The sequence below is a fragment of the Telluria sp. Soil_C_11 genome (assembly GCF_057657395.1).
Genome location: NZ_JBDGIN010000001.1, coordinates 59,648 through 80,234 on the forward strand (window position 1 = coordinate 59,648; position 20,587 = coordinate 80,234).

At 65.5% G+C, this 20,587-nt stretch carries 23 protein-coding genes; 11 read left to right on the forward strand and 12 right to left on the reverse strand.

The window, feature by feature from the left end:
* Positions 1–129: 129 nt before the first annotated feature.
* The 9 genes from fliL (at position 130) to AC3A6M_RS00310 (ending at position 7,129) form a co-directional block, all read left to right on the forward strand.
* On the forward strand, positions 130–648 hold the full coding sequence (gene fliL, locus AC3A6M_RS00270; protein WP_487850755.1) for a flagellar basal body-associated protein FliL: 519 nt from the start codon (positions 130–132) through the stop codon (positions 646–648).
* A gap of 31 nt (positions 649–679) precedes the next feature.
* Complete coding sequence (fliM, locus tag AC3A6M_RS00275) at positions 680–1,702, forward strand: flagellar motor switch protein FliM (protein WP_487850756.1); 1,023 nt, start codon at positions 680–682, stop codon at positions 1,700–1,702.
* Between the two features lie 14 nt (positions 1,703–1,716).
* Positions 1,717–2,142, forward strand: coding sequence for a flagellar motor switch protein FliN (gene fliN / locus AC3A6M_RS00280; protein WP_435569949.1), 426 nt, complete (start codon positions 1,717–1,719; stop codon positions 2,140–2,142).
* Positions 2,139–2,771: a flagellar biosynthetic protein FliO gene (gene fliO, locus AC3A6M_RS00285; RefSeq protein WP_487850757.1), complete on the forward strand. Its 633-nt coding sequence runs from the start codon at positions 2,139–2,141 to the stop codon at positions 2,769–2,771. Before fliN ends, fliO begins: the two co-directional genes overlap by 4 nt.
* A complete protein-coding gene (gene fliP, locus AC3A6M_RS00290) occupies positions 2,772–3,524 on the forward strand; it encodes a flagellar type III secretion system pore protein FliP (protein ID WP_487850758.1) in 753 nt (250 codons plus the stop codon).
* A gap of 27 nt (positions 3,525–3,551) precedes the next feature.
* Entirely contained in the window at positions 3,552–3,821 is a 270-nt protein-coding gene (fliQ, locus tag AC3A6M_RS00295) for a flagellar biosynthesis protein FliQ (RefSeq protein WP_487850759.1), read from the forward strand.
* A gap of 10 nt (positions 3,822–3,831) precedes the next feature.
* A complete protein-coding gene (fliR, locus tag AC3A6M_RS00300) occupies positions 3,832–4,671 on the forward strand; it encodes a flagellar biosynthetic protein FliR (protein ID WP_487850760.1) in 840 nt (279 codons plus the stop codon).
* A gap of 131 nt (positions 4,672–4,802) precedes the next feature.
* Positions 4,803–6,146, forward strand: a complete 1,344-nt coding sequence (locus AC3A6M_RS00305; RefSeq protein ID WP_487850761.1) for a methyl-accepting chemotaxis protein — start codon at positions 4,803–4,805, stop codon at positions 6,144–6,146.
* 158 nt (positions 6,147–6,304) lie between these two features.
* Complete coding sequence (locus AC3A6M_RS00310) at positions 6,305–7,129, forward strand: glycosyltransferase family 25 protein (protein ID WP_487850762.1); 825 nt, start codon at positions 6,305–6,307, stop codon at positions 7,127–7,129.
* Between the two features lie 7 nt (positions 7,130–7,136).
* Here AC3A6M_RS00310 and AC3A6M_RS00315 read toward each other — a convergent pair whose 3' ends face one another.
* The 12 genes from AC3A6M_RS00315 to flgB all read right to left on the reverse strand — a co-directional run bounded on the left by AC3A6M_RS00315 (position 7,137) and on the right by flgB (position 19,304).
* Positions 7,137–8,252 carry an HD-GYP domain-containing protein gene (locus AC3A6M_RS00315; protein ID WP_487850763.1) on the reverse strand — a complete coding sequence of 372 codons (1,116 nt, stop codon included), beginning with the start codon at positions 8,250–8,252 and terminating at the stop codon, positions 7,137–7,139.
* A 165-nt stretch (positions 8,253–8,417) separates the two neighbouring features.
* On the reverse strand, positions 8,418–9,647 hold the full coding sequence (gene flgL / locus AC3A6M_RS00320; RefSeq protein ID WP_487850764.1) for a flagellar hook-associated protein FlgL: 1,230 nt from the start codon (positions 9,645–9,647) through the stop codon (positions 8,418–8,420).
* A gap of 25 nt (positions 9,648–9,672) precedes the next feature.
* Positions 9,673–11,622, reverse strand: coding sequence for a flagellar hook-associated protein FlgK (flgK, locus tag AC3A6M_RS00325; protein WP_487850765.1), 1,950 nt, complete (start codon positions 11,620–11,622; stop codon positions 9,673–9,675).
* Between the two features lie 51 nt (positions 11,623–11,673).
* The gene (gene flgJ, locus AC3A6M_RS00330) at positions 11,674–12,621 is read right to left on the reverse strand and encodes a flagellar assembly peptidoglycan hydrolase FlgJ (protein WP_487850766.1); all 948 of its coding nucleotides are present in this window, start codon (positions 12,619–12,621) and stop codon (positions 11,674–11,676) included.
* A gap of 24 nt (positions 12,622–12,645) precedes the next feature.
* Positions 12,646–13,758, reverse strand: coding sequence for a flagellar basal body P-ring protein FlgI (locus tag AC3A6M_RS00335; protein ID WP_487850767.1), 1,113 nt, complete (start codon positions 13,756–13,758; stop codon positions 12,646–12,648).
* A gap of 58 nt (positions 13,759–13,816) precedes the next feature.
* Complete coding sequence (locus AC3A6M_RS00340) at positions 13,817–14,473, reverse strand: flagellar basal body L-ring protein FlgH (RefSeq protein ID WP_487850768.1); 657 nt, start codon at positions 14,471–14,473, stop codon at positions 13,817–13,819.
* A gap of 44 nt (positions 14,474–14,517) precedes the next feature.
* Entirely contained in the window at positions 14,518–15,300 is a 783-nt protein-coding gene (gene flgG, locus AC3A6M_RS00345; RefSeq protein ID WP_487850769.1) for a flagellar basal-body rod protein FlgG, read from the reverse strand.
* Between the two features lie 64 nt (positions 15,301–15,364).
* Positions 15,365–16,105, reverse strand: a complete 741-nt coding sequence (flgF, locus tag AC3A6M_RS00350; RefSeq protein ID WP_487850770.1) for a flagellar basal-body rod protein FlgF — start codon at positions 16,103–16,105, stop codon at positions 15,365–15,367.
* Positions 16,106–16,199: 94 nt separating this feature from the next.
* Positions 16,200–17,726 carry a flagellar hook protein FlgE gene (locus AC3A6M_RS00355; RefSeq protein ID WP_487850771.1) on the reverse strand — a complete coding sequence of 509 codons (1,527 nt, stop codon included), beginning with the start codon at positions 17,724–17,726 and terminating at the stop codon, positions 16,200–16,202.
* A gap of 21 nt (positions 17,727–17,747) precedes the next feature.
* Complete coding sequence (locus AC3A6M_RS00360; RefSeq protein ID WP_487850772.1) at positions 17,748–18,464, reverse strand: flagellar hook assembly protein FlgD; 717 nt, start codon at positions 18,462–18,464, stop codon at positions 17,748–17,750.
* 16 nt (positions 18,465–18,480) lie between these two features.
* Complete coding sequence (flgC, locus tag AC3A6M_RS00365; RefSeq protein WP_487850773.1) at positions 18,481–18,882, reverse strand: flagellar basal body rod protein FlgC; 402 nt, start codon at positions 18,880–18,882, stop codon at positions 18,481–18,483.
* Positions 18,882–19,304: a flagellar basal body rod protein FlgB gene (gene flgB, locus AC3A6M_RS00370; RefSeq protein WP_487850774.1), complete on the reverse strand. Its 423-nt coding sequence runs from the start codon at positions 19,302–19,304 to the stop codon at positions 18,882–18,884. The genes flgC and flgB overlap by 1 nt, the downstream gene beginning before the upstream one ends.
* A gap of 176 nt (positions 19,305–19,480) precedes the next feature.
* Between flgB and flgA the strand changes: the two genes are divergently transcribed.
* Positions 19,481–20,182, forward strand: coding sequence for a flagellar basal body P-ring formation chaperone FlgA (gene flgA, locus AC3A6M_RS00375; RefSeq protein ID WP_487850775.1), 702 nt, complete (start codon positions 19,481–19,483; stop codon positions 20,180–20,182).
* A gap of 86 nt (positions 20,183–20,268) precedes the next feature.
* Positions 20,269–20,583: a flagellar biosynthesis anti-sigma factor FlgM gene (flgM, locus tag AC3A6M_RS00380; RefSeq protein WP_487850776.1), complete on the forward strand. Its 315-nt coding sequence runs from the start codon at positions 20,269–20,271 to the stop codon at positions 20,581–20,583.
* Positions 20,584–20,587: the final 4 nt, after the last annotated feature.

A 20,587-nucleotide genomic window follows, 5' to 3' on the forward strand; every position in this document is an offset into this window, starting at 1 on the left:
AAGAAACAACGAGATAGCCCCCGAACCCCCCTCTTTTCAATCATTGCTCCTGCTCACTTTTTCCCGATAATGACATAATGACGGGACGATCCACAGTGGGGCCGAGGTATCTTGAAAGCGAATCCAAAAATGAAGGCTGATCCGAAAGCGGAGGCAGCGGCGCCGGCGGCAGGCGGCAAGAACAAGTTGTTCATGATGATCGGCGCGGCCGTGCTCGTGCTCGGCCTGGGCGGCGGCGCCAGCTGGTACTTCATGCACGGCAGCAGCGCGGAGGCGTCCGCGCCGGACAAGAAGGACCACGGCGGCGGCAGCAAGAAGAAAAAGGAAGAGCATCCTCCCGAGTACCTGGCGGTCGAGCCCTTCACGGTGAACCTGCAACCGGAGAATGGCGACCAGTACCTGCAGGTGGCGTTCACGCTGCAGGTCGACGGCGCCGAGCAGGCCGAGGCCATCAAGAAGAACATGGCCAAGGTGCGCAGCCGCGTGCTGCTGCTCTTGTCCGGCAAGAAAGCGTCCGAGATCAACACGGTGGAAGGCAAGCAGCAGCTGGCCGGCGAGATCCTGGCCGCGGTCAAGCTGCCGTTCGCCGAACATGGCGAAGAGCAGGAAGTCTCGGACGTCCTGTTCACCTCGTTCATCATCCAGTAATTCAACCAGCGTTATCTACCAGTAAAGCAGCATGGCCGATAATTTTCTCTCACAGGAAGAAGTCGATGCCCTCTTAAAAGGGGTCAACGGCGATCAGGACGATGTCGCGGCTCCTGAAGACACCTCGGGAGTCCGCACCTATAACCTGGCAACGCAGGAGCGGATCGTCCGCGGCCGCATGCCGACGCTCGAGATCATCAACGAGCGTTTCGCCAGGTATCTGCGGGTCGGCCTGTTCAACTTTTTGCGCCGCAGCGCCGAAGTCTCGGTCGGCTCGGTGCGGGTCTCGAAGTACAGCGAATTCATCCGCAACCTGGTGGTCCCGACCAACCTGAACCTGATCCACATGAAGCCCCTGCGCGGCACCGCGCTGATGGTCTTCGATCCGGGCCTGGTGTTCCTGCTGGTCGATAACCTGTTCGGCGGCGACGGCCGTTTCCACACCCGCGTCGAGGGCCGCGACTTTACCCAGACCGAGCAGCGCATCATCATGCGCATCCTCGACATCGTGTTCGAGGCCTATGCCAAGTCCTGGGAACCGGTCTACCCGATCGAATTCGAATACATCCGTTCGGAGATGAACACGCAGTTCGCGAACATCGCCACCCCGAACGAAGTCGTGGTATCGTCCACTTTCACCATCGAGCTCGGTTCGGTGTCGGGCCAGATCCATTTCTGCATGCCGTATTCGATGATCGAACCGATCCGCGATGCGCTGACCTCCAGCATCCAGGGCGAGGCCCTGGAAGTGGACAAGCGCTGGATCCGCCTGCTGACGCAGCAGATCCAGGTGGCCGAGGTGGAACTGGTGGCCGTGCTGGGCCACGGCAAGGCGAACTTCGACGAAATCCTGAACATGAAGGTCGGCGACGTGATCCCGATCTCGGTTCCGGAAGTCATCCAGGCCACCGTCGACGGCGTGCCCGTGATGGACTGCACCTACGGCGTGTCGAACGGCCAGTACGCGCTGAAAGTCGAACGCCTCATCGCCAATAGCGAAACCTTCAATAAAGACGGGGCCGCGCCTGCTAGCGTCGGCGCCGCGCAAGCGTAATTCAGGAGAAGCACATGTCCGACACCCAAGACGACCAGAGCAGCCTCGACGACGATTGGGGCGCCGCCATCGCCGAGCAGGCGGCCGCGGAAGCCGCCGCGCTCGCCAGCCAGCAGCAGGCGGCCAGCGCCGCCGTGTTCAAGGACTTTTCGAACAAGGGCCCGCGCCCGGATACGCCCAACGATATCGACTTCATCCTCGATATCCCGGTACAGTTGACGGTGGAGCTGGGACGCACCAAGATCGCCATCAAGAACCTGCTGCAGCTTGCGCAGGGCTCGGTGGTGGAACTGGACGGCCTGGCCGGCGAACCGATGGACGTGCTCGTGAACGGCTGCCTGATCGCCCAGGGCGAGGTGGTGGTCGTGAACGACAAGTTCGGTATCCGCCTCACCGACATCATCACGCCGTCCGAGCGTATCCGCAAACTGAATAAATGACGACGACTGCGCGCCTGCTGACCGCCCTCGCCCTCTCCCTGCCGCTGATCGCCTGCGCGGCCGCGGCTCCCGCTTCGGCTCCCGCAGCGCAGGCCGCGGCTGCGCCCGCGCAAGCGCCAAGCGCGCCGGCCGCGGAAGCCGCCGCCGTCCCTGCCGCGGCCGCCAACGCGCCCGCCATGAACCCGGCCAGCCCGGCCGCACCCGAGACCACGGTCGGCGGCGGCGCCGCCAACCGTCCCGCGCCCGCCGCCGGCGCCGTGAGCATGCCGGCCAGCTCGGCCACCGGCAGCCTGCTGCAGACCCTGCTCGCCCTGATCGTGGTGCTGGGCGTGCTCGGCGCCCTGGCCTGGTTCCTGAAGCGCTACGGCCCGAAGGCCGGCGGCGGCAACGCCAACCTGCGCGTGGTCGGGGCCCTCAACCTCGGCGGACGCGAGCGCGTGCTGGTGGTGGAAGTCGGCGACCAGTGGATCGTGGTGGGCGCTTCGCCCGGCCGCATCAATGCCCTGGCGACGATGCCGAAACAGGAGAACGCCGACATGACCTCGGCCGGCGCCACGCTGGCGCCGCACAGCCAGCCGGCAAACAACTTCGCCGACTGGCTGAAGCAGACCATCGACAAACGTAAGTAAATGCGTAAACAAACATTCCTGCTGGCGGCGGGCCTGACCGGCCTGTCGCTGGCTGCAGCTGCCACCGCGATCGCGGCGCCCGCCATTCCCGCCTTCACCACCAGCCCGGCGCCGGGCGGCGGCACCGCGTATTCGCTGCCGGTCCAGACCCTGCTCCTGATGACGGCGCTGACCTTCATCCCGGCGGCCCTGCTGATGATGACCAGCTTCACCCGCATCATCATCGTGCTGTCGCTGCTGCGCCAGGCGCTCGGCACCCAGACCGCGCCGCCGAACCAGGTGATGGTCGGCCTGGCCCTGTTCCTGACCCTGTTCGTGATGGGTCCGACCTTTGACCGCATCTACACCGAAGCCTATGTGCCGCTGCAGGAAAACCGGATCCAGATGGGCGAGGCGATGGACAAGGCCGCCGCGCCGCTGAAGGGCTTCATGCTGAAGCAGACCCGCCAGTCCGACCTGGCGCTGTTCGTGAAGATCTCGCGCACGCCGGCGCTGCAGGGGCCGGAAGACGTGCCGCTGCGGGTCCTGATCCCCTCCTTCATCACCAGCGAGCTGAAGACCGCATTCCAGATCGGCTTCGCGATCTTCATCCCCTTCCTCATCATCGACATGGTGGTCGCCTCCGTGCTGATGTCGATGGGCATGATGATGATGTCGCCGGCGGTGATCTCGCTGCCGTTCAAGCTGATGCTGTTCGTGCTGGTCGACGGCTGGCAACTGCTGCTGGGCTCCCTGTCTCAAAGTTTCAATTAGCGAGAGTTTTCAATCAAGGATGCGAGCATGACTCCGGAAAGCGTCATCGCGATGGGCCGCACGGCCATGGAAGTCACCCTGATGGTGTCCGCCCCGCTGCTGCTGGTGGCCCTGATCATCGGCCTGGTGGTCAGCATCTTCCAGGCCGCCACCCAGATCAACGAACAGACCCTGTCCTTCATTCCCAAGCTGGTCGGCGTGTTCGTCGCGCTGGTGCTGGCCGGTCCGTGGATGCTGACCGTGATGACGGACTACATGCGCAACATCTTCACCGGCATTCCCGGAATGATCGGTTGATCTCCTCCAGATGATCAGCTTCACCACGACCGAGCTGTACGCCTGGATCGGGGGCCTGCTATGGCCCCTGACGCGTATCCTCGGCCTGGTGACGGCTGCGCCGGTGTTCGGCAATACCGGCGTGCCGATGCTGGTCAAGCTGAGCCTCGGCGTGCTGCTGGCGGCGATCGTCGCGCCGACCATTCCCGGCATCCCGGCGGTCGACCCGACGTCCTGGGCCGGCATCCTGATCCTGGCGCAGGAGATGCTGATCGGCGTATCGATGGGCTTTGCGATGCGCCTGGTGTTCGCCGCCGTCGAATTCGCCGGCGAGGTCGCCAGCTCGACCATGGGCCTCGGTTTCGCCACCTTCTTCGACCCGGCCTCGGCCGGCCGCTCCTCGGCCATCAGCCAGTTCCTGGCCCTGGTCGCGACCATGGCCTTCCTCGCCATGAACGCCCACCTGGTGCTGGTGCAGGCGCTGGTCGAAAGCTTCTTCACCCTGCCGATCTCCGCCACCCCGATGTCGCTCGCGGCGCCGCTCGAGATGGTGCGCTGGGGCGGCCGCATTTTCTCGGCCGGCCTGCAGATCGGCATGCCGATCATCGCCGCCATGCTGGTCACCAACATCGCGCTGGCGATCCTGACCCGCGCCGCGCCGCAGCTGAACCTGTTCGGCATCGGCTTCCCGATCACGCTGGGCGCGGGCTTCCTGGTGATCAGCCTGACGCTTCCCTACCTGGGCACGCCGCTGCAGAACCTGTTCAACCAGGGCATCGAAGCGAGCCGGCGGATCCCGCGCACCGGCGGCGAGCGGCCGGGGCAGCCCAGGCCGCCGGCGCCGCCGGCCGCCATCGTGCCGGCATCGTAAAATCCGCGGCCGGCCGGGCTGTCGCAGCACCCCGATTTACGGCAACCTTGTGAAATTTGGTGAGAATTTCAACTTGTCTATCTGTGTAGCATTCGTAGGATTAAACCTACATTGCAAAGGATAAAAAGCAGATGAAGCTCTCCCGGCATGCTGACGGTACCCAGGCAGGAGGCGCCAACAAGTTATTCCTCGTCGTGCTGTGGGCCTTGTTCGCCACCTCGCTCGGACTGTCGGTCATCGACGATACGATGATGCTGGCGCTGCTTGCCGGCATCCCGCTCGCCCTCCTGCCCACGGTCCTCATCCTGAGCGCGCCGCACAGGCTGGCCACACGGATGTCCGTCGCCGTGGCATTGATGCTGTTTTGTGCGCTCCATATCCACCAGGCGCATGGCAGGCCCGAGCTTCATTTCGGTATCTTCGTCCTGCTGGCTTTCCTGGTGTGCTACCAGGACTGGCGCGTGATCATCGCCGCCGCGCTGACCGCCGCGGTCCATCACCTGACGTTCAACTATCTGCAGGAATGGGGTTTTCCCGCGCTGTGCTTCACCCGCCCCGGCCTCGGCATCGTCCTGCTGCACGCGGTGTATGTGGTGGTCGAAGCCGCCGTCCTCGGCTATCTCGCCTGGAGGCTGCAGCGTGAGACCGCGGCGGTGACGCAGAGCGCGGCCCTGCTGCAGGACACCCTGCGGACCATGCGCACCAGCGCGGACGAGGTGGCGCGCGACATGCACCTGATTACCGAAACCTCGGGCGCCGTGGCGTCCAGCAGCGCGGACCTGTCGGCCAAGGCGACGGCGCAGGCATCGCGGCTGGGCCAGGCGGCGCTGGCGATCGAACAGCTGACGGTGACGGTCAAGCGCAACGTCGACCATGCCGCGCACGCCAACCGGCTGGTGTCGTCGGCCTCGACGATGGCCGTCAAGGGCGGCGAGGTGGTCGCCAACGTGGTCCAGACCATGGATGCGATCCAGTCCAGCTCCCGCAAGATCGAAGACATCATCAGCGTCATCGACGGCATCGCCTTCCAGACGAATATCCTGGCGCTGAACGCCGCCGTCGAAGCGGCGCGCGCCGGCGAAGATGGCCGCGGTTTCGCCGTGGTCGCGGCGGAAGTCCGCAACCTCGCCCAGCGCAGCGCCCAGGCCGCGAAAGAGGTCAGGCACCTGATCGACGATTCCGTCGTGCGCGTGACCGCGGGCGGGAAGCTGGTCGACGAAGCCGGCAAGGCCATGGGCGAGATCGTCGCCTCGGTCAAGCAGGCGGCCGGCATCATGGCCGCCATCGCCGACGCCAGCCAGGCCCAGCGCGACGGCATCGAGCAGATGAAAGGCACGATCCAGGAGATCGAGCAGACCACGCGGCAAACGGTGCTGCTGGCGGAGCAAAGCGCGTCCGCGGTCGGCACGATGTGCGAACATGCTTCGTCGGTCGAACAGGCCGTCGGCACCCTCCGCCGTACCGACCTGGTGTAATCCGGCCGGGCCGTCCAGGCCTGCCGGCTACTTCCTCCTGCAAGCGGGCGCAGCGCGCCCGCGTGTCTCCGGCCGCTTACAAATTGAGAAACAAATCCGGTTGCACCGGGCGGGCGCCAAACCTATAATGCGCCGCAATAATTCATTGCATAAAATGCATGCACATGTCGACCAGCGCACCTGCCCCCGTGACCACGCAAAACGAAGTACCCACCTTCATCATCAGCCTGCCGAAAGACAAGAACCGGCGCGAGAATCTCGAAAGACAGCTGCAGAAACTGGCGATGCGGTTTTCGGTCGTGACGGCCGTGCACGGGGTCGCACTGTCGGAGGAAGAACTGGCCGCGTCCTACGATCGCAAGAAGGCCGTCAGGCTCTTCAACCGCGAACTGTCGAAAGGCGAAATCGGCTGCGCGCTCAGCCACGTGAGCATCTATCGAAAGATGGTCGCGGAGGACATCCCCCATGCCCTGATCCTCGAAGACGACGCCAGGATCCTCGACGACGGCGTGCCTGCGACCCTGTCGGACCTGGCGCAGCGCTATCCGGGCGACACACCGGTGGCCGTGCTGCTGAATCATGTGCAGCGCTACGATGGCACGTCCGGGCTTCGGCTGGATGACGGCCGCTGCATCTACGACGCCTATCGCGGGGTCTGCGCCCATGGCTATTTCGTGACCAAAGCGGCTGCGGAAATCCTGGTTCGGAATTTATACCCGGTCTACGTCGTGGCGGACAAGTGGGAGTATTTCCAGGAACGGTTCTTCCCGGTCAAGGCGCTGGTGCCCTATCCGATCGGCCTGACGCCCGCCAGTCTCTGTTCCAGTATCGATGCCATGGGAGTCAGGGTGAAGAAGATCGTGAATGGCCGGAACTACCTGTATTACCTCAGGAAGTATGCCAGACAGCTGCGGTTCCTGATCGCGTCACGCCCATTCATCCGCATCGAATTCCAGGAAAAGCACGAGTTCGATTTCCCGTGATGTCCCCTCACCCGGCCCCGAACAGGCGGCCGGGATCCACCAGCACCATGACCCTGCGCTTGCCGACGATCGAGTCGATGGCGAACTTCGGCAGCGTGGTATCGCGCGGCGCCGGCTCGCCCAGCGGCATGCCTGCCGTGCTCATCAGGCTGCACACGCGCGGCGTGTGGGCGCTGGCGCCACGCCGCACCACCACGGCGATCTCGCCGCAGGCCAGCCTGACATAAGTACCCGGAGGATAGATGCCGACGATCTTGATCAGCATGCTCACCAGGCCCTTGTCCGCCTGCGCATCCTGCAGCAGTTCGCGCGCCGCCGCCTGCGGAGTCTTGGCGGCCCGGTAGGCGCGCGGGGAAATCTTGGCCAGGTAGATGTCGACGTGGTGCAGCAGGCTGGCCAGGTTCGACACCCGGGTGCCGGGCGGCAGGCGCTCCGGATGATGCTGCTCGATCGCCTCCAGCCAGTCATGGTCGGCGACGCCGAGCGCCTCGAGCACCCTGCGCCCTCGTGCGCCATGGTCGCGGATCGCTTCCCGCTGCGCCGGTGTCATCGGCTGCTGCTGGCCCGACAGCACGGCCTGCAGGTCGAGCATCGCGACATTCATCGTGAGGGCGGCACGGCAGGCATTGCGGGCGGCCTCCGCGCTCCAGCCCAGCTTCTGCGCGATGAGTACCGACAGCGCCGCGGCCTGCAGGTGGTGGGCGACCGTGTAGTTGGCCATGTCCATCTGCATGATCTCGAAGATGGCGATGTCCGGCGCTTTCACCACCAGCGCAATGACGCGTTCGGCGATCCGGTCCAGGTCAGCCAGCAGCCGCGGGGCCGGGGCCGGTGCGCGCGCGGCCTCGATCAAGCCGAGGTTCATGCGCGCCAGGCGGCCGCACAGGTCCTGCCATTCGTAGAAGGGATCGTAGACGCGGGCCGGCGCTTCGAACTTCTGCTTCGCGACGTCCGCCCTGCTGACGCACACGCCCAGTTCGAGCAGCCTGTCGCGCTGCAGTTCGCTGTGGATGACGGAGCCCTTGTGCAGCAGGAGCTTGCCCTGGGCCGAAAAGACGTCCCATTGCAGGGGCTGGTTGACCCGGACCTGGGCCGGGTCGAGCTCGTAGAGTTGATCGTGCATTTCGCATTCTTTGATACGTTAAAAAACGACATCAACAGCAATGAAATGCGCCGTCATACGAACCGGGCCGAAGCTGGAGCAGAAGCTAGCGGCCGGTCATGGTGAGTTTGTTATTCTTGATGCAGGGCTTGGGCGCACATGAATCCGGGCAAGTTTGCCACAAAATCAAGTGATGTAGTTGAACAATGACAGCCCCGACATGGTCTTGAACGACATCTGCGCCGCCTGCAGGGTCTGCTGCTGCTGCGCGAACAGCGAGATCGCCTTCACCATGTCGAGATCCTGCAGGTTGCTCAGGGTGGTCTGGTACTGGATGTTGAGGTCGTCCCCGGTGCTGTCGAGGTTGTCGAGTTCCTTCATGCGCGCGCCCACCGAGGCCTGCACCGTCAGCACGTTGTCCAGCGCGTTCTTCATGTTCGACGACGCGGTGTTCAGGCCGTTGGCCAGGGCCGCCTTGCCGTCCGAGCCGTCGGCCGGGGTGCGCAGGGTCTGGATCAGGTTGGCGATGGTGGTGAACACCGACTGCCTGGCGCTCGGCTCGACGCTGAAGCTGTCGCCGTCGGCCGGTGCGCCCTTGACGTCCATCGACATGCCGCCGAAGGAGATGGAGGCGCCTGCGGTGTAGGGCTGGTTGGCCAGCACGTCGACCGGCGGCGAGGCCGACTTGTCGGTCACGGTGTAGGTCGTCACCGCCGGGGTGCCGGCGACGCCGAACTTGATCTCGTAGCTGTGGCCGTTGAGCTGGCTGCTGTCGACCACCGCGCCCGGCGAGACGATGCCGGAGCCGGTGTTGGTGTTCGCGGCCGCGGTCGTGAAGCGGCCGTTGCCGGTCGGGATGGCTTCGAAGATGGCGCTGCCGGTTTCGCTGATCGCCATCTTGCGCGCCGAGCCGACCTGCAGCATGCGCTGGCCCTGGTCGCCCTGGTAGGCGGCGCCGCTCGAAGTCTTCGAGAACGGCTGGGTGGTCGACTGGTAGCCCGAGAACAGGTAGCCGCCGGTGCCGTCGGCGGTGTTCGCCAGGCCGATCAGGTCGGTCAGGCGTCCTTCGAGCTCGGTCGCCAGGGCTGCGCGGTTGCTGGCGTCGTAGCCGCCGTTGCCGGCGGTGACGATCAGGGTCTGGATGTCCTGGATCTGGCCGGTCACGTCCTGCAGCGTCTTGTCCACCAGCGACAGCGACGCGTTCGCATTGCTGCGGTTGGTGCCGAACTGGGTGTTCATCGCCTGCGACTGCGTCACCTCGAGCGCGCGCGCGGTGGCGATCGGATCGTCGGCCGCGGTCAGGTTGCGCTTGTTGGTCGACAGCTGCATCTGGGTCTTGGCGATCTGGCTCTGCAGCGTGTTCAGCTGCGTGGTGCCGGCATCGAAGATGGCGCTGGTGCTGATGCGAAGGGACATGGTTCAGATTCCTTTAGTGGCCGACTTAGTGGCCAATCTGCAGCAGGGCGTTGAAGATCGTGTCGGCGACCTGCATCACCTTGCTGGCCGCCTGGTAGGCCTGCTGGTACTTCAGCAGGTTGGCCGCTTCCTCGTCCAGGTTCACGCCCGAGACGTTCTGCGCCGCCTTGCTGGCCTGGTCGAGCTGGGCCGCGCTGGCCTCGGCATTGACCTGCACCTCGCGGGTCTTGTTGCCGATCGTGCTGACGATGTGGGCATAGGCCGACTGGTAGGTCGCCTTGCCGTTGTCCAGGATGGTCTTGGTTTGCAGGTCGCCCAGCAGGCTGGCGTTGCGGGTGTCGCCGGCGCCGCTGTTGTGCTGGATGGTGAAGGTATCGCCCTGCTGCGGCGCGCCGGTCAGCGAAAAATTCATGCCGCCCACCGTGTAGCTGGCGCCGTCCTTGAACGGCACGCTGCCGCCGGCCGGGATGGTGGTGGTGACGCCGCCCACCGTCATCGTCACCGCCTGGGTGGCCGGGAAGCCGCTCAGGCTGCCGCTCGCGCTGTCGTAGACCAGGTTGACCGGGCTGCCCAGCGGCGCGCCGATGTAGTTCTTGTCGACCGAACCTTCGCTGATCTTGGCGGTGCCCTTGTTGGTCAGCGGGATGCTGGTGGCGATCGGCGCCGCGGCCGCGACCTGGGACACGTCGGTCAGCACCAGCTTCAGGTTGGCGGCGCCGCCGATGGTCGGGCGCACCAGGAAGTTGTCGCCCTCCGCGGCCGCGCCGCTCACCGAGAAGGCCAGGCCGTCGATGGTCTGCGGCGTGGTCTGCGGGAACGGCGAGATCACGGTCTTCCTGTTGTCCGACAGGCGCACCACGTTGTAGTTGCTGCCGTCGAAGTCGACCCGGTAGTCGCTGGTGGTGAGCTGGGTCGCGTCGGTAACGGTCGCGCTGATCCTGGTGGTGCTGGTCTGGTTGTTGTGGACGTTCTTGGTGACCTCGGCCGGCGCCATGGTGAAGAAGTCGCCGCCCGGATTGCCGTTCGCGTCCAGGCCCAGGTGGTGCTGGTCGTTGAAGGTCTGGGCCAGTCCCAGCGCGATGCGGCCCAGCGAGTTCTGGGCCAGGTCGAGCGACTTGGTGCGGAATTCCAGCACGCCGCCCAGGGCGCCGCCGGTCAGCGCGCTTTCCGGCATCGGCGAGAGCTTGCCGCCGGTTTCATAGCCGACCGTGATGCGGGTCTGGTCGGTGGCCGATTGCATGGCCACCAGCTGGAAGGAGCTCGACCCGACCACCAGCGGCTGGCCGTTGCCGATCGAGACCGTCAGCATGTTGTTATCGCCCTGGATGACGCTCGCCTTGACCTGCTTGTTCAGGTCCATGATCAGCTGGTCGCGCTTGTCCACCAGGTCGTTCGGCAGGTTCTGGCTGTCGCCCGAGGACAGCTTGCCGATCTGGTCGTTCAGTTCGGCGATCTGCGAGGCATAGGTGTTGACCAGGGTGACGCTGGACGTGATCTGGGTATTCACGCCCTGGCGGATCTCTTCCAGGCGCCCGTTCATGCTCTGGAAGCGTGCGGCCAGGGTGTCGGCCGAGGTCAGCAGCGCGCCGCGCGAAGGCACGCCGGCGCGGTCGCCGGTCAGGTTCTGCACCGCCGAAAAGAAATCCTGCAGCGCCGGCGACAGGCCGGAGGTGGTGTCGGCCAGCAGGTTGTCGATCTGGGTGACCTGGGCCTGGTAGGCCTCGAGCCCGCTGCTGCCCGCCTGGGCGGTGCGCACCTGGGCGTTCAGGAACTCGTCCGAATACCGCTTGACCTGGGCGATCTGGGTGCCGGTGCCGAGGAATCCATTGCTGCCCCCCATCGCAATCGACGCTTCCTGCACCACGCCCTGGCGGCTGTAGCCTGCCACGTTGGCGTTGGTGATGTTATGGCCGGTCGTCGACAGCGCCGCCTGGGCGGCATACAGACCGGACTTGCCGATGCTAAGGAGGGACATGTGCTCTTCTTCCTGTTTACTGTGTCGTTTTCGGCAAAACGCGCCAGAACTTTATGCCAGCGAGTGCTTGATGATGCGCGACAGCTTGGCCGCGTATTGCGGGTCGGTGGCGTAGCCGGCGCGCTGCAGGCCGTGCGCGAAGGTGGCGGCGTCGCCGCCGTGGGCCAGCACTTTTTCGTAGCGCGGGTTATTGCTGAGCATCCTCGCGTAATCCTTGAACGCTTCCGCATGCGAGGCGTAGGAGCGGAATTTTTCGACGCGCGTGTGCGGGCGGCCGTGCACGTACTCGGTGGTGACGGCGGTGGCGACCTTGCCCTTCCAGCCCGGGCCGGCCTTGATGCCGAACAGGTTGTTGCTGGAGCTGCCGTCGCTGTTGCGGATCACGCGCTTGCCCCAGCCCGTTTCCAGCGCCGCCTGGCCCATCATGAACTTGGCCGGCACGCCGGTGGCGCGCTCGGCTTCCTCGGCGGCGTCGGCCAGCTTGTCCTGGAAGGCGCGCACGTGGGCCGGCTTGCCGGCGTCCGTGGTGCTGCGCGCGCTGCCCTTGATGCCGGAAGCGGAGGCTGCGCCATCGGTCGGCATGGTGTCGGTGTCGCGCTGCAGGCGGGTGGCGCCCGTACCCGGCTCGGCGCCCGGGTTGGAGCCGATCCCCAGGGCCCCCGACTGCATCTCCTTGGCCAGCGCCTGCCCGGACGCCTGCGCGCCCAGCTGGCGCACCAGCACGTCGGCCAGGCCGATGCCGCGCTTGGCCAGCTTCTGGCTCATCTGCTGGTCCAGCATGGTGGTGAAGGTTTTGGTCTCCTGGCTGTCCAGCATGCCGTCCTGTGGCATGGCGTCGCGCATGCTCTTCATCATCATGTTGATGAACATGGACTCGAACTGCGTCGCCGCGCCTTTCAAGGCTTCCGGCGAACCGGCCTTGGCGGACTGTTTCAGGTCGCCGAGGCTGTTGGTGTCGAGCGCGAATTTTCCGGACAGGTCAGAGGTCGAGCCAAGCATGGTGGGCCTTCGTGGTCTTGTTCGTTAGATGATCTCGAGTTCCGCGCGCAGCGAGCCGGCGGCCTTCAGGGCCTGCAGGATCGCCAGCAGGTCTTGCGGGGTCGCGCCGATCGCGTTCATCGCCTTCACGACTTCGGCCAGCGAGGCGCCGTTGTTCAGCATGATGACCTTGCCGGCGTCCTTCTTGACCGAGACCGACGGGTTCTGGGCGACGACGGTGGCGCCGCGCGAACCCGGCGCCGGCTGGCTGACGGCCGTGTCGACGCCGACCGTCACCGACAGGTTGCCGTGCGAGATCGCGCAGGAATCCAGCGTGACGGCGCGGTTCATCACGACCGAGCCGGTGCGCGCATTCAGGATCACCTTGGCGGCGGCTTCGGCCGGGCGCACTTCCATGTTTTCCAGCATGCCCAGGAAGGACACGCGCTGGTCGCTCGACGAGGGCACGCGCACGCGGATCACGCGGCCATCCAGCGCGGTGGCGATGCCCGGGCCGAACTTGTCGTTGACCGCCTCGACCACGCGGCTGGCGGTGGCGAAGTCGGTGGTGTTCAATTCCAGCTTGACCTGATTGTCCGCGCCGAGGTTCGAGGCGACCGCGCGTTCGACGGTGGCGCCGGCCGAGATGCGACCGACCGCCAGCTGGTTCACCTGCACCGAGGCGCCGCCGCTGGAAGCGCCGGCCCCGCCGACCAGCACGTTACCCTGGGCCATGGCGTAGACCTGGCCGTCGGCGCCCTGCAGCGGCGTCATCAGCAGCGTGCCGCCGCGCAGGCTCTTCGCATTGCCCATCGAGGACACGGTCACGTCGATGGTCTGGCCCGGCTGGGCGAAGGCCGGCAGCGAGGTGGTGACCATCACCGCGGCCACGTTCTTCAGCTGCAGCTGGGTGCCGGGCGGCAGGCTGATGCCCTTCTGCTGCAGCATCGCCATGATCGACTGCACGGTGAACGGGGTCTGGGTGGTCTGGTCGCCGGTGCCGTCGAGGCCGACCACGATGCCGTAGCCGGACAGCTGGTTCTGGCGCACGCCGCCGAAGCTGGCGATGTCCTTCAGGCGCTCGGCCTGGGCCGGCGTCGACAGGATCGGGCCGATGAGGGCGGCGGCGAGGGCGATCAGTTTGAAATTCAGGCGCATGGTTTAGTCAGTCGGGGGCAGAGCCCAATCGTGTGAACCGGGGTCCGACCCCGAAAATTTAAAAAGGCAACATCGACTGGAAGAAGCGCGACATCATCGAGGTGAACTCGGCGCGGTCGATCTGGCTGTTGGTACGGTACTCGACGCGGGCGTCGGCCACCACGGTCGACGACACCACGTTGCCCGGCTGGATGGTGTCAGGGTTGACCATGCCGGAGAAGCGGATGAATTCGACGCCCTTGTTCATCGCGACCTGCTTTTCGCCGACCACGATCAGGTTGCCGTTCGGGAGCACCTCCGAGACCGTCACGCCGATCGTGCCGGTGAAGGCGTTCGAGGCGGTCTGGGTGTCGCCGTCGGCGTACTTGCTGCTGTTGCTGGCGCTGACGTTCGCGCCCAGCCGGCCCTGCAGCGGGCCGGGGATGCCGAAGCCCGCGCTGCCGGACTTGTTGCCGGTGCTGGCGCCGCTCTTGTTGGCCGAGGTCTTCTCGACGATGCTGACGGTCAGGATGTCGCCGATGTGACGCGCGCGGCGGTCTTCGAACATCGGACGGAAGGTGCTGGCGTTGTAGATCGCGCCTTCGGTCGGCGTACCGGCATCGGCGATCATCGGGCGCACCGAGGTCGGGCCCTTGACGATCGAGGTCGGGGTGGCGGCGCAGCCGGCCAGGGCCAGCATCGCGAGCATTACCGTCGCCCCAGCGCCCTTCTTCATCGTGGCCCCCGCGAAGGCGGGGATCCAAGCTTTACCAACTTTTTTCATAACTGTGCCAGCTTCTGCAGCATCTGATCCGACGTCGTGATCGCCTTCGAGTTGATCTCATAGGCGCGCTGGGTCGTGATCATGTTGACCATCTCTTCGACCACGTTCACGTTCGAGGTTTCGACATAGCCCTGCATCAGGGCGCCGGCGCCGTTGGTGCCCGGGGTGTTGGTGTTCGCGGTGCCCGAGGCGCCGGTCTCGACGTACAGGTTCTCGCCGCGCGATTCCAGGCCGGCCGGGTTCACGAAGGTCGACAGCTGGATCGAGCCGATCTGGGTCGGAGCGGTCTGGCCCGGGGTGGTCACGGACACGGTGCCGTCGCGGCCGACGGTCAGCGACAGCGCATTGTTCGGAACCGTGATCGGCGGCTGCAGCACGTAGCCGCTGGAAGTGACCAGCTGGCCGTTGGCGTCGGTCTGGAAGGAGCCGTCACGGGTGTAGGCCTGGGTACCGTCCGGCAGCAGCACCTGGAAGTAGCCGGGGCCGTTGACCATCACGTCCTTCGAGTTGCCGGTCTGCTGGGGATTGCCCTGGGTGTGGATGCGCTCGGTGGCGACGGTGCGCACGCCGGTGCCGATCTGCAGGCCGGACGGCAGCTGGGTCTGTTGCGAGGACTGGGCGCCGGGCTGGCGCACGTTCTGGTACAGCAGGTCCTCGAACACCGCACGCGACTTCTTGAAGCCGTTGGTACTGACGTTGGCGAGGTTGTTGGTGATGACGTCGAGGTTGGTCTGCTGGGCTTCGAGACCGGTCTTGGCGATGAATAAGGAACGGATCATGGTGGAGTTCTCCTGACGGCGACGGAACTCCATCGCCCACCATGAAATTATGTCCCAGCGGCAATCAAGTCAAAGCGAGGATCTGGGTGGCTTTCGCCGCGTTATTCTCGGCGTTCTTCATGAGGCTCATTTGGGTTTCGAAGGAGCGCGCCAGCGAGATCATGTTCACCATGGCGTCGACTGCCGACACGTTGCTGCCCTCGAGGGCGCCGCCGGCCATCGTCACGGCGGGATCGGCCTGGGCGCTGCTGCCGTCCTTCAGGCGGAACATGCCGTCGTCGCCACGCACCAGGTCGGCTTCGTTCGGATTCACCAGCTTGATCCGGCCCAGCACAGTGGGCGCGGCCGGCGTGGTGGTGGTGGACAGCGTCGAGATCGTGCCATCGCTGCCGACCGACACGGTGACATCGGGCGGGACCGTGATCGGGCCGCCCTCGCCGGCGATGGTCAGGCCGTTCGAGGTCTGCAGGATGCCGTTCGGACTGAGCTGCAGCGAACCGTTGCGCGTGTACGACTCGGTACCGTCCGGATTCTGCACCGCGATCCAGCCCTTGCCCTTGATCGCGACATCGAGGTCGCGCCCGGTCACCTGCAGCGGCCCCGCGGAGAAATCGGCGCCGGTCGTGTTGTCGACCACGAAAGCGCGCGTGGGCAAGCCCTCGCTCTGCACCGGCACCGCCCGGAAGGTATCGAACTGCGCGCGAAAACCGGTGGTGCTGACGTTCGCCAGGTTGTTCGAGGTGGTCGCCTGCTGTTCCAGGATGTGCTTGGCACCGCTGGCCGCCGTGTAAATCAACCGATCCATAATGTTTATCTTCCATCAAACCGGGGTCAGACTCCCAAATTTGGCAACTGACCCTTGGCTATTTCCAAAAACCGGAGTCTGACCCCGGTTTGCGTTAGCGCAGGTTCACCAGGGTCTGCAGCACCGAGTCCTGGGTCTTGATGGTCTGGGCGTTAGCCTGGTACACGCGCTGCGCCGTGATCATGTTCACCAGTTCGGCGGTCAGGTCGACGTTCGAGGCTTCGGTGGCCGACGATTGCAGCACGCCCAGGCTGCCGGTGTCGGGGGTGCCGACCAGCGGGGTGCCCGAGGCCGAGGTCTCGGCGAAGGCGTTGTTGCCGAGGGGCTCCAGGCCGTTCGGGTTGGTGAAGTTCGCGAGCACGACCTGGCCCAGCGGCTTGGTCTGGCCGTTGCTGTACTGGCCCAGGATGGTGCCGTCGGCGGCGGCCGAGAAGCGCTGCAGGTGGCCGGCGGTGTAGCCATCCTGGGTGGTCTTCTTCTCGCTGGTGTCGGCGCCGTACTGGGTGGTGCCGGCGAAGTTCAGCTTGATCGCCAGGCTGTCCTTGGCGCCGGTCGGCGGGTACACCGGCAGGTTGACCGTCAGCGGCAGGGTCTGCGGGCTCATCAGGGTGGCCGACAGCGCGCCGTTCGAGTCGAAATTCAGGTGGCCGACCGGGACCGAGGGCACGGAGACGGCGGCGGCGATGTCCTTGTCGATCTGGTCCGGGCTGTAGCCGGCGGTGCCGCCGGCGCTGGTGGCCGCGGCCTGGATCGCGCTGATGGTCGCGGCGCTGGCGCCGGCGGCGGTGGCGGCGGCCACCACGGCGGCGGACGCCTTGTCGCCGTAATCCTTCAGCTTGGCCGCGATGTCGGTCGCGTCCGGCGGCACGGCCTTGGTGGCGGTCAGCCAGGCGTCGCGCGCGGCGGTCACGGTGGCGTCCTTCTGCCCTGCCGCTGCCACGTTCACGTTGGTCAGTTCGGTGCCGTCGCTGCCGGCGTACACGTCCCAGGTGCCGGCGCCCGTCTTCACGTAGTACAGCGACATCACGTGCGCGTTGCCCAGGGTGTCGTAGACGTCGACCGGCGTCTGCTTGTTGTAGGTGGTCGGGTCGTTGGCGTTGAACGGGTAGTTCGACGGCGGATCGACGCGCGAATCCAGGTTCAGCGCGGTGTCGACCTTCGACGTCGGCACCGGCTTCAGGTCGGAGGTATTGATCTGCAGCGGGATCGGCGAACCCGCCAGGATCTGGCCGCTCGGGCCGACGCTGTAGCCGGTCAGGTTGGCGCCCTGCGGGGTCACCAGGAAGCCGTTCTTGTCGAGCGAGAACTGGCCGTTGCGGGTGTACTGGACCAGGCCCGAGGTCTCGGTGCGGAAGAAGCCCGCGCCGTTGATGGCGATGTCGAGCGGGTTGTTCGAGGTCTCGATATTCCCCTGCGTGAACTGCTGGGCGATGCCGGCCACGGCCACGCCGATGCCGGCCTGGTTGCCGCCCGCGCCGTTCAGCGAACGCGCGTAGACGTCGGAGAACTGGGTGGTCGAGCCCTTGAAGCCGACCGTGCTCGCGTTGGCGATGTTGTTACCGATGACGTCCAGCGATTTCGCGGCGCCGTTCAAGCCGCTCAGGCCCTGTTGGAAAGACATGCTTGACTCCTAAAGATGCGATTACAAGACTTGCTTGATGTCGGCCAGCGTGACCACGCCCTTGCCGGGCAGGTTCAGCTTGACGCCGTCGGTGCTGTTGGTGGTGACCGAGGCCACGCTGTCGAAGGCCAGCGTCTTGGCGTCGCTCACCTTGTCGCCGCCCTTGGTGGCGACGATCTGGAAGGTGTAATTGCCGTCGGCCAGGGTGACCGGCTTGCCGTTGGCGTCGAGCTTGGTCGGGTCGGGGATGCCGTCCCAGGCCAGCGGGATCACGCCGGCTTTCTGCGCGCCCAGGTCCATGGTCTGCACTTCCTTGCCGCTCTTGTCGCTGATGACGACCTTCAGGTTGTCGACGTCGCTGCCCAGCTCCACGCCCAGGATCGCCTTGCTGCCCGACAGGGTGACGTTGCCGCCCTCGACCAGCACGCCGTGGCCGATCAGGTTGGTCGCCTGCATCGCTTCCGAGCTCTGGTAGCTGGCCTTCAGCGTGTTCAGGGTCTCGTTCAGCTTGTTCACGCCGGTCACGGTCTGCAGCTGCGCCAGCTGGCTGGTGACCTGCGCGTTGTCGAGCGGGTTCAGCGGATCCTGGTTCTTCAGCTGGGTGACCAGCAGGGTCATGAACTTGTCGGTGTCGGCCTGCACGCTGTCGCCGCCGGTGGTCGCGGTCTTGGCGTTCATGGTCGCCATCAGGTCGCTGATGTTGGTGGCCGAACCGGTGTTTGTGTTAATGGTGGACATGGAATGCCTTTATGGATTACTGGCCGAGGGTCAGCGTTTTGAGCAGCATGGTCTTGGCCGCATTCATGGTTTCGACGTTGGTCTGGTAGGAACGCGAGGCCGACAGCATGTTGACCATCTCGTCGACCACGTTCACGTTCGGCATCGTCACATAGCCCTTGTCGTCGGCCAGCGGATTCTTGGGGTCGTACACCTGCTTCATCGGCGACGGGTCCTCGACCACTTCGCGCACCTTGACGGCGGTGGAGCCGCCGGCCATCGGCACGGCTTCGAACACGACCTGCTTGGCGCGGTAGGCTTCGCCGCTGGCGCTGGTGGCGCTGTCGGCATTGGCCAGGTTGCTGGCGGTGGTGTTCAGGCGCTGCGACTGCGCGCTCATCGCCGAACCGGCGACGTTGAAGACATTGAAGAGCGACATTACTGACCTCCCTGGATGGCGGCGAGCAGGTTGTGGATCTGGTGGTTGATCATGGTGATGCCGGCTTCGTAGCGCAGCGCGTTGTCGGCGAACTGGGTGCGTTCGGTATCCATGTCGACCGTGTTACCGTCGACCGCGCCCTGCGACACGGTGCGGTACAGCACCGGGGTGCCGTCCGGCAGGGTCTTGCCATCGAGCGGACCGTTGCCGATGTGGCCCTGGGCGGTCGTGGCGAGGCTTCCCTGCGGCTGCGCGGCCCGCGACAGCGCGCCCTGCAGCGCGTTCGAGAAATCGATGTCGCGCGCCTTGTAGTTGGGCGTGTCCGCGTTCGCGATGTTCGAGGCGAGCAGTTCCTGGCGCTGCGAGCGCAGGCTCAGCGCGGTTTCGTTGAATCGCAGGTAATCGTCGAGTTTGCCGATCATGCCGCCTCCGGGGCAATAACTTATTGGACAGCATCGATCATACGGGCCTGTCGAGTCTTCCAATCGGGCAATAAAGACAGCCAAAAGGGGGCTATTCCAAGTTTCAGTAGAGAATCAAGACGCCTAAGATGGCAGCATCGATTACCACACCGGCCGCTTGTTCCGGGCTTATCGCAATGATCCGCACCCTGTTTTCCCTCCTGTCGGCCGCTTCGCTGTTCGCCCTGTGCGGCGCCGTCCAGGCCGCGCCCTCGATCCAGAACGCGAACGCGCTGCGCGCCGTTGTCGAGCAATTCCTGAAGACCCAGGCCGCCGGCCTGCCGGGCGAGGTGTCGGTAAAGGTCGGGGCGGTCGATCCGCGCACCGCGCTGGCGCACTGCCCGGCGCCGGAAGCCTTCCTGCAGCCGGGCGCGCGCGCCTGGGGCAAGACCACGGTCGGCGTGCGCTGCACGGCGCCATCAAGCTGGACGATCTTCATCCAGGCCCAGGTGAACGTGAAGGCCGATTACGTGGCGGCGGCGGTGCCGCTGGCCCAGGGCCAGCCGGTCGAGCAGGGCCAGCTGATGTTGGTAAAAGGCGACATCGCGGCGATGCCGAACGGGATCATCACGGACATGGCGCAGGCGATCGGGCGCACCCCGACCGTCTCGCTGGCGGCGGGCACGCCGCTGCGCCTGGACACGCTGAAAAGCAAACCCGTGGTGCAGCAGAACCAGGCGGTGCGGCTGGTGTTGAACGGCAACGGTTTTTCCGTGTCGGCCGAGGGTCGCGCGATCGGCACCGCCGGCGAAGGCCAGGTGGTGCAAGTGCGCACCCCGTCCGGCACGGTCGTCAGCGGCACGGCGAAGGCCGGCGGCATGGTCGAGGTGGCTTTTTGATTCACACATGCTAAAGTTTTCGGCAAGGTCGCCGATAACCCTGGCAGATCCCGGGCTTTCTGTTCCGACCTGCAAAGGATGATGCTGTGAAAATCAACGATACCCTCAAGAACAACGCAGGCGTTCAGGCGAACACCACGCCGCCAGCGACTGCGAAGAGCGCCGACAACGCGGCCGCGGCGGCCGCGAACGCGACCTCGCCTGCCGCCACCGACACCGTGCGCCTGTCCCAGCAGGGCAAGGCAATGGCTGCCGGCAGTACGAATCAGGTGTTCGACACCAAGAAAGTCGAGCGCATCAAGGCGGCCATCGCGGATGGCCAGTTCCAGGTAAATTCGGAGAAAGTGGCGGACGGCCTGCTGGAAACGGTACGCGACCTGCTGCACTCCCGCAAACGATAGATAA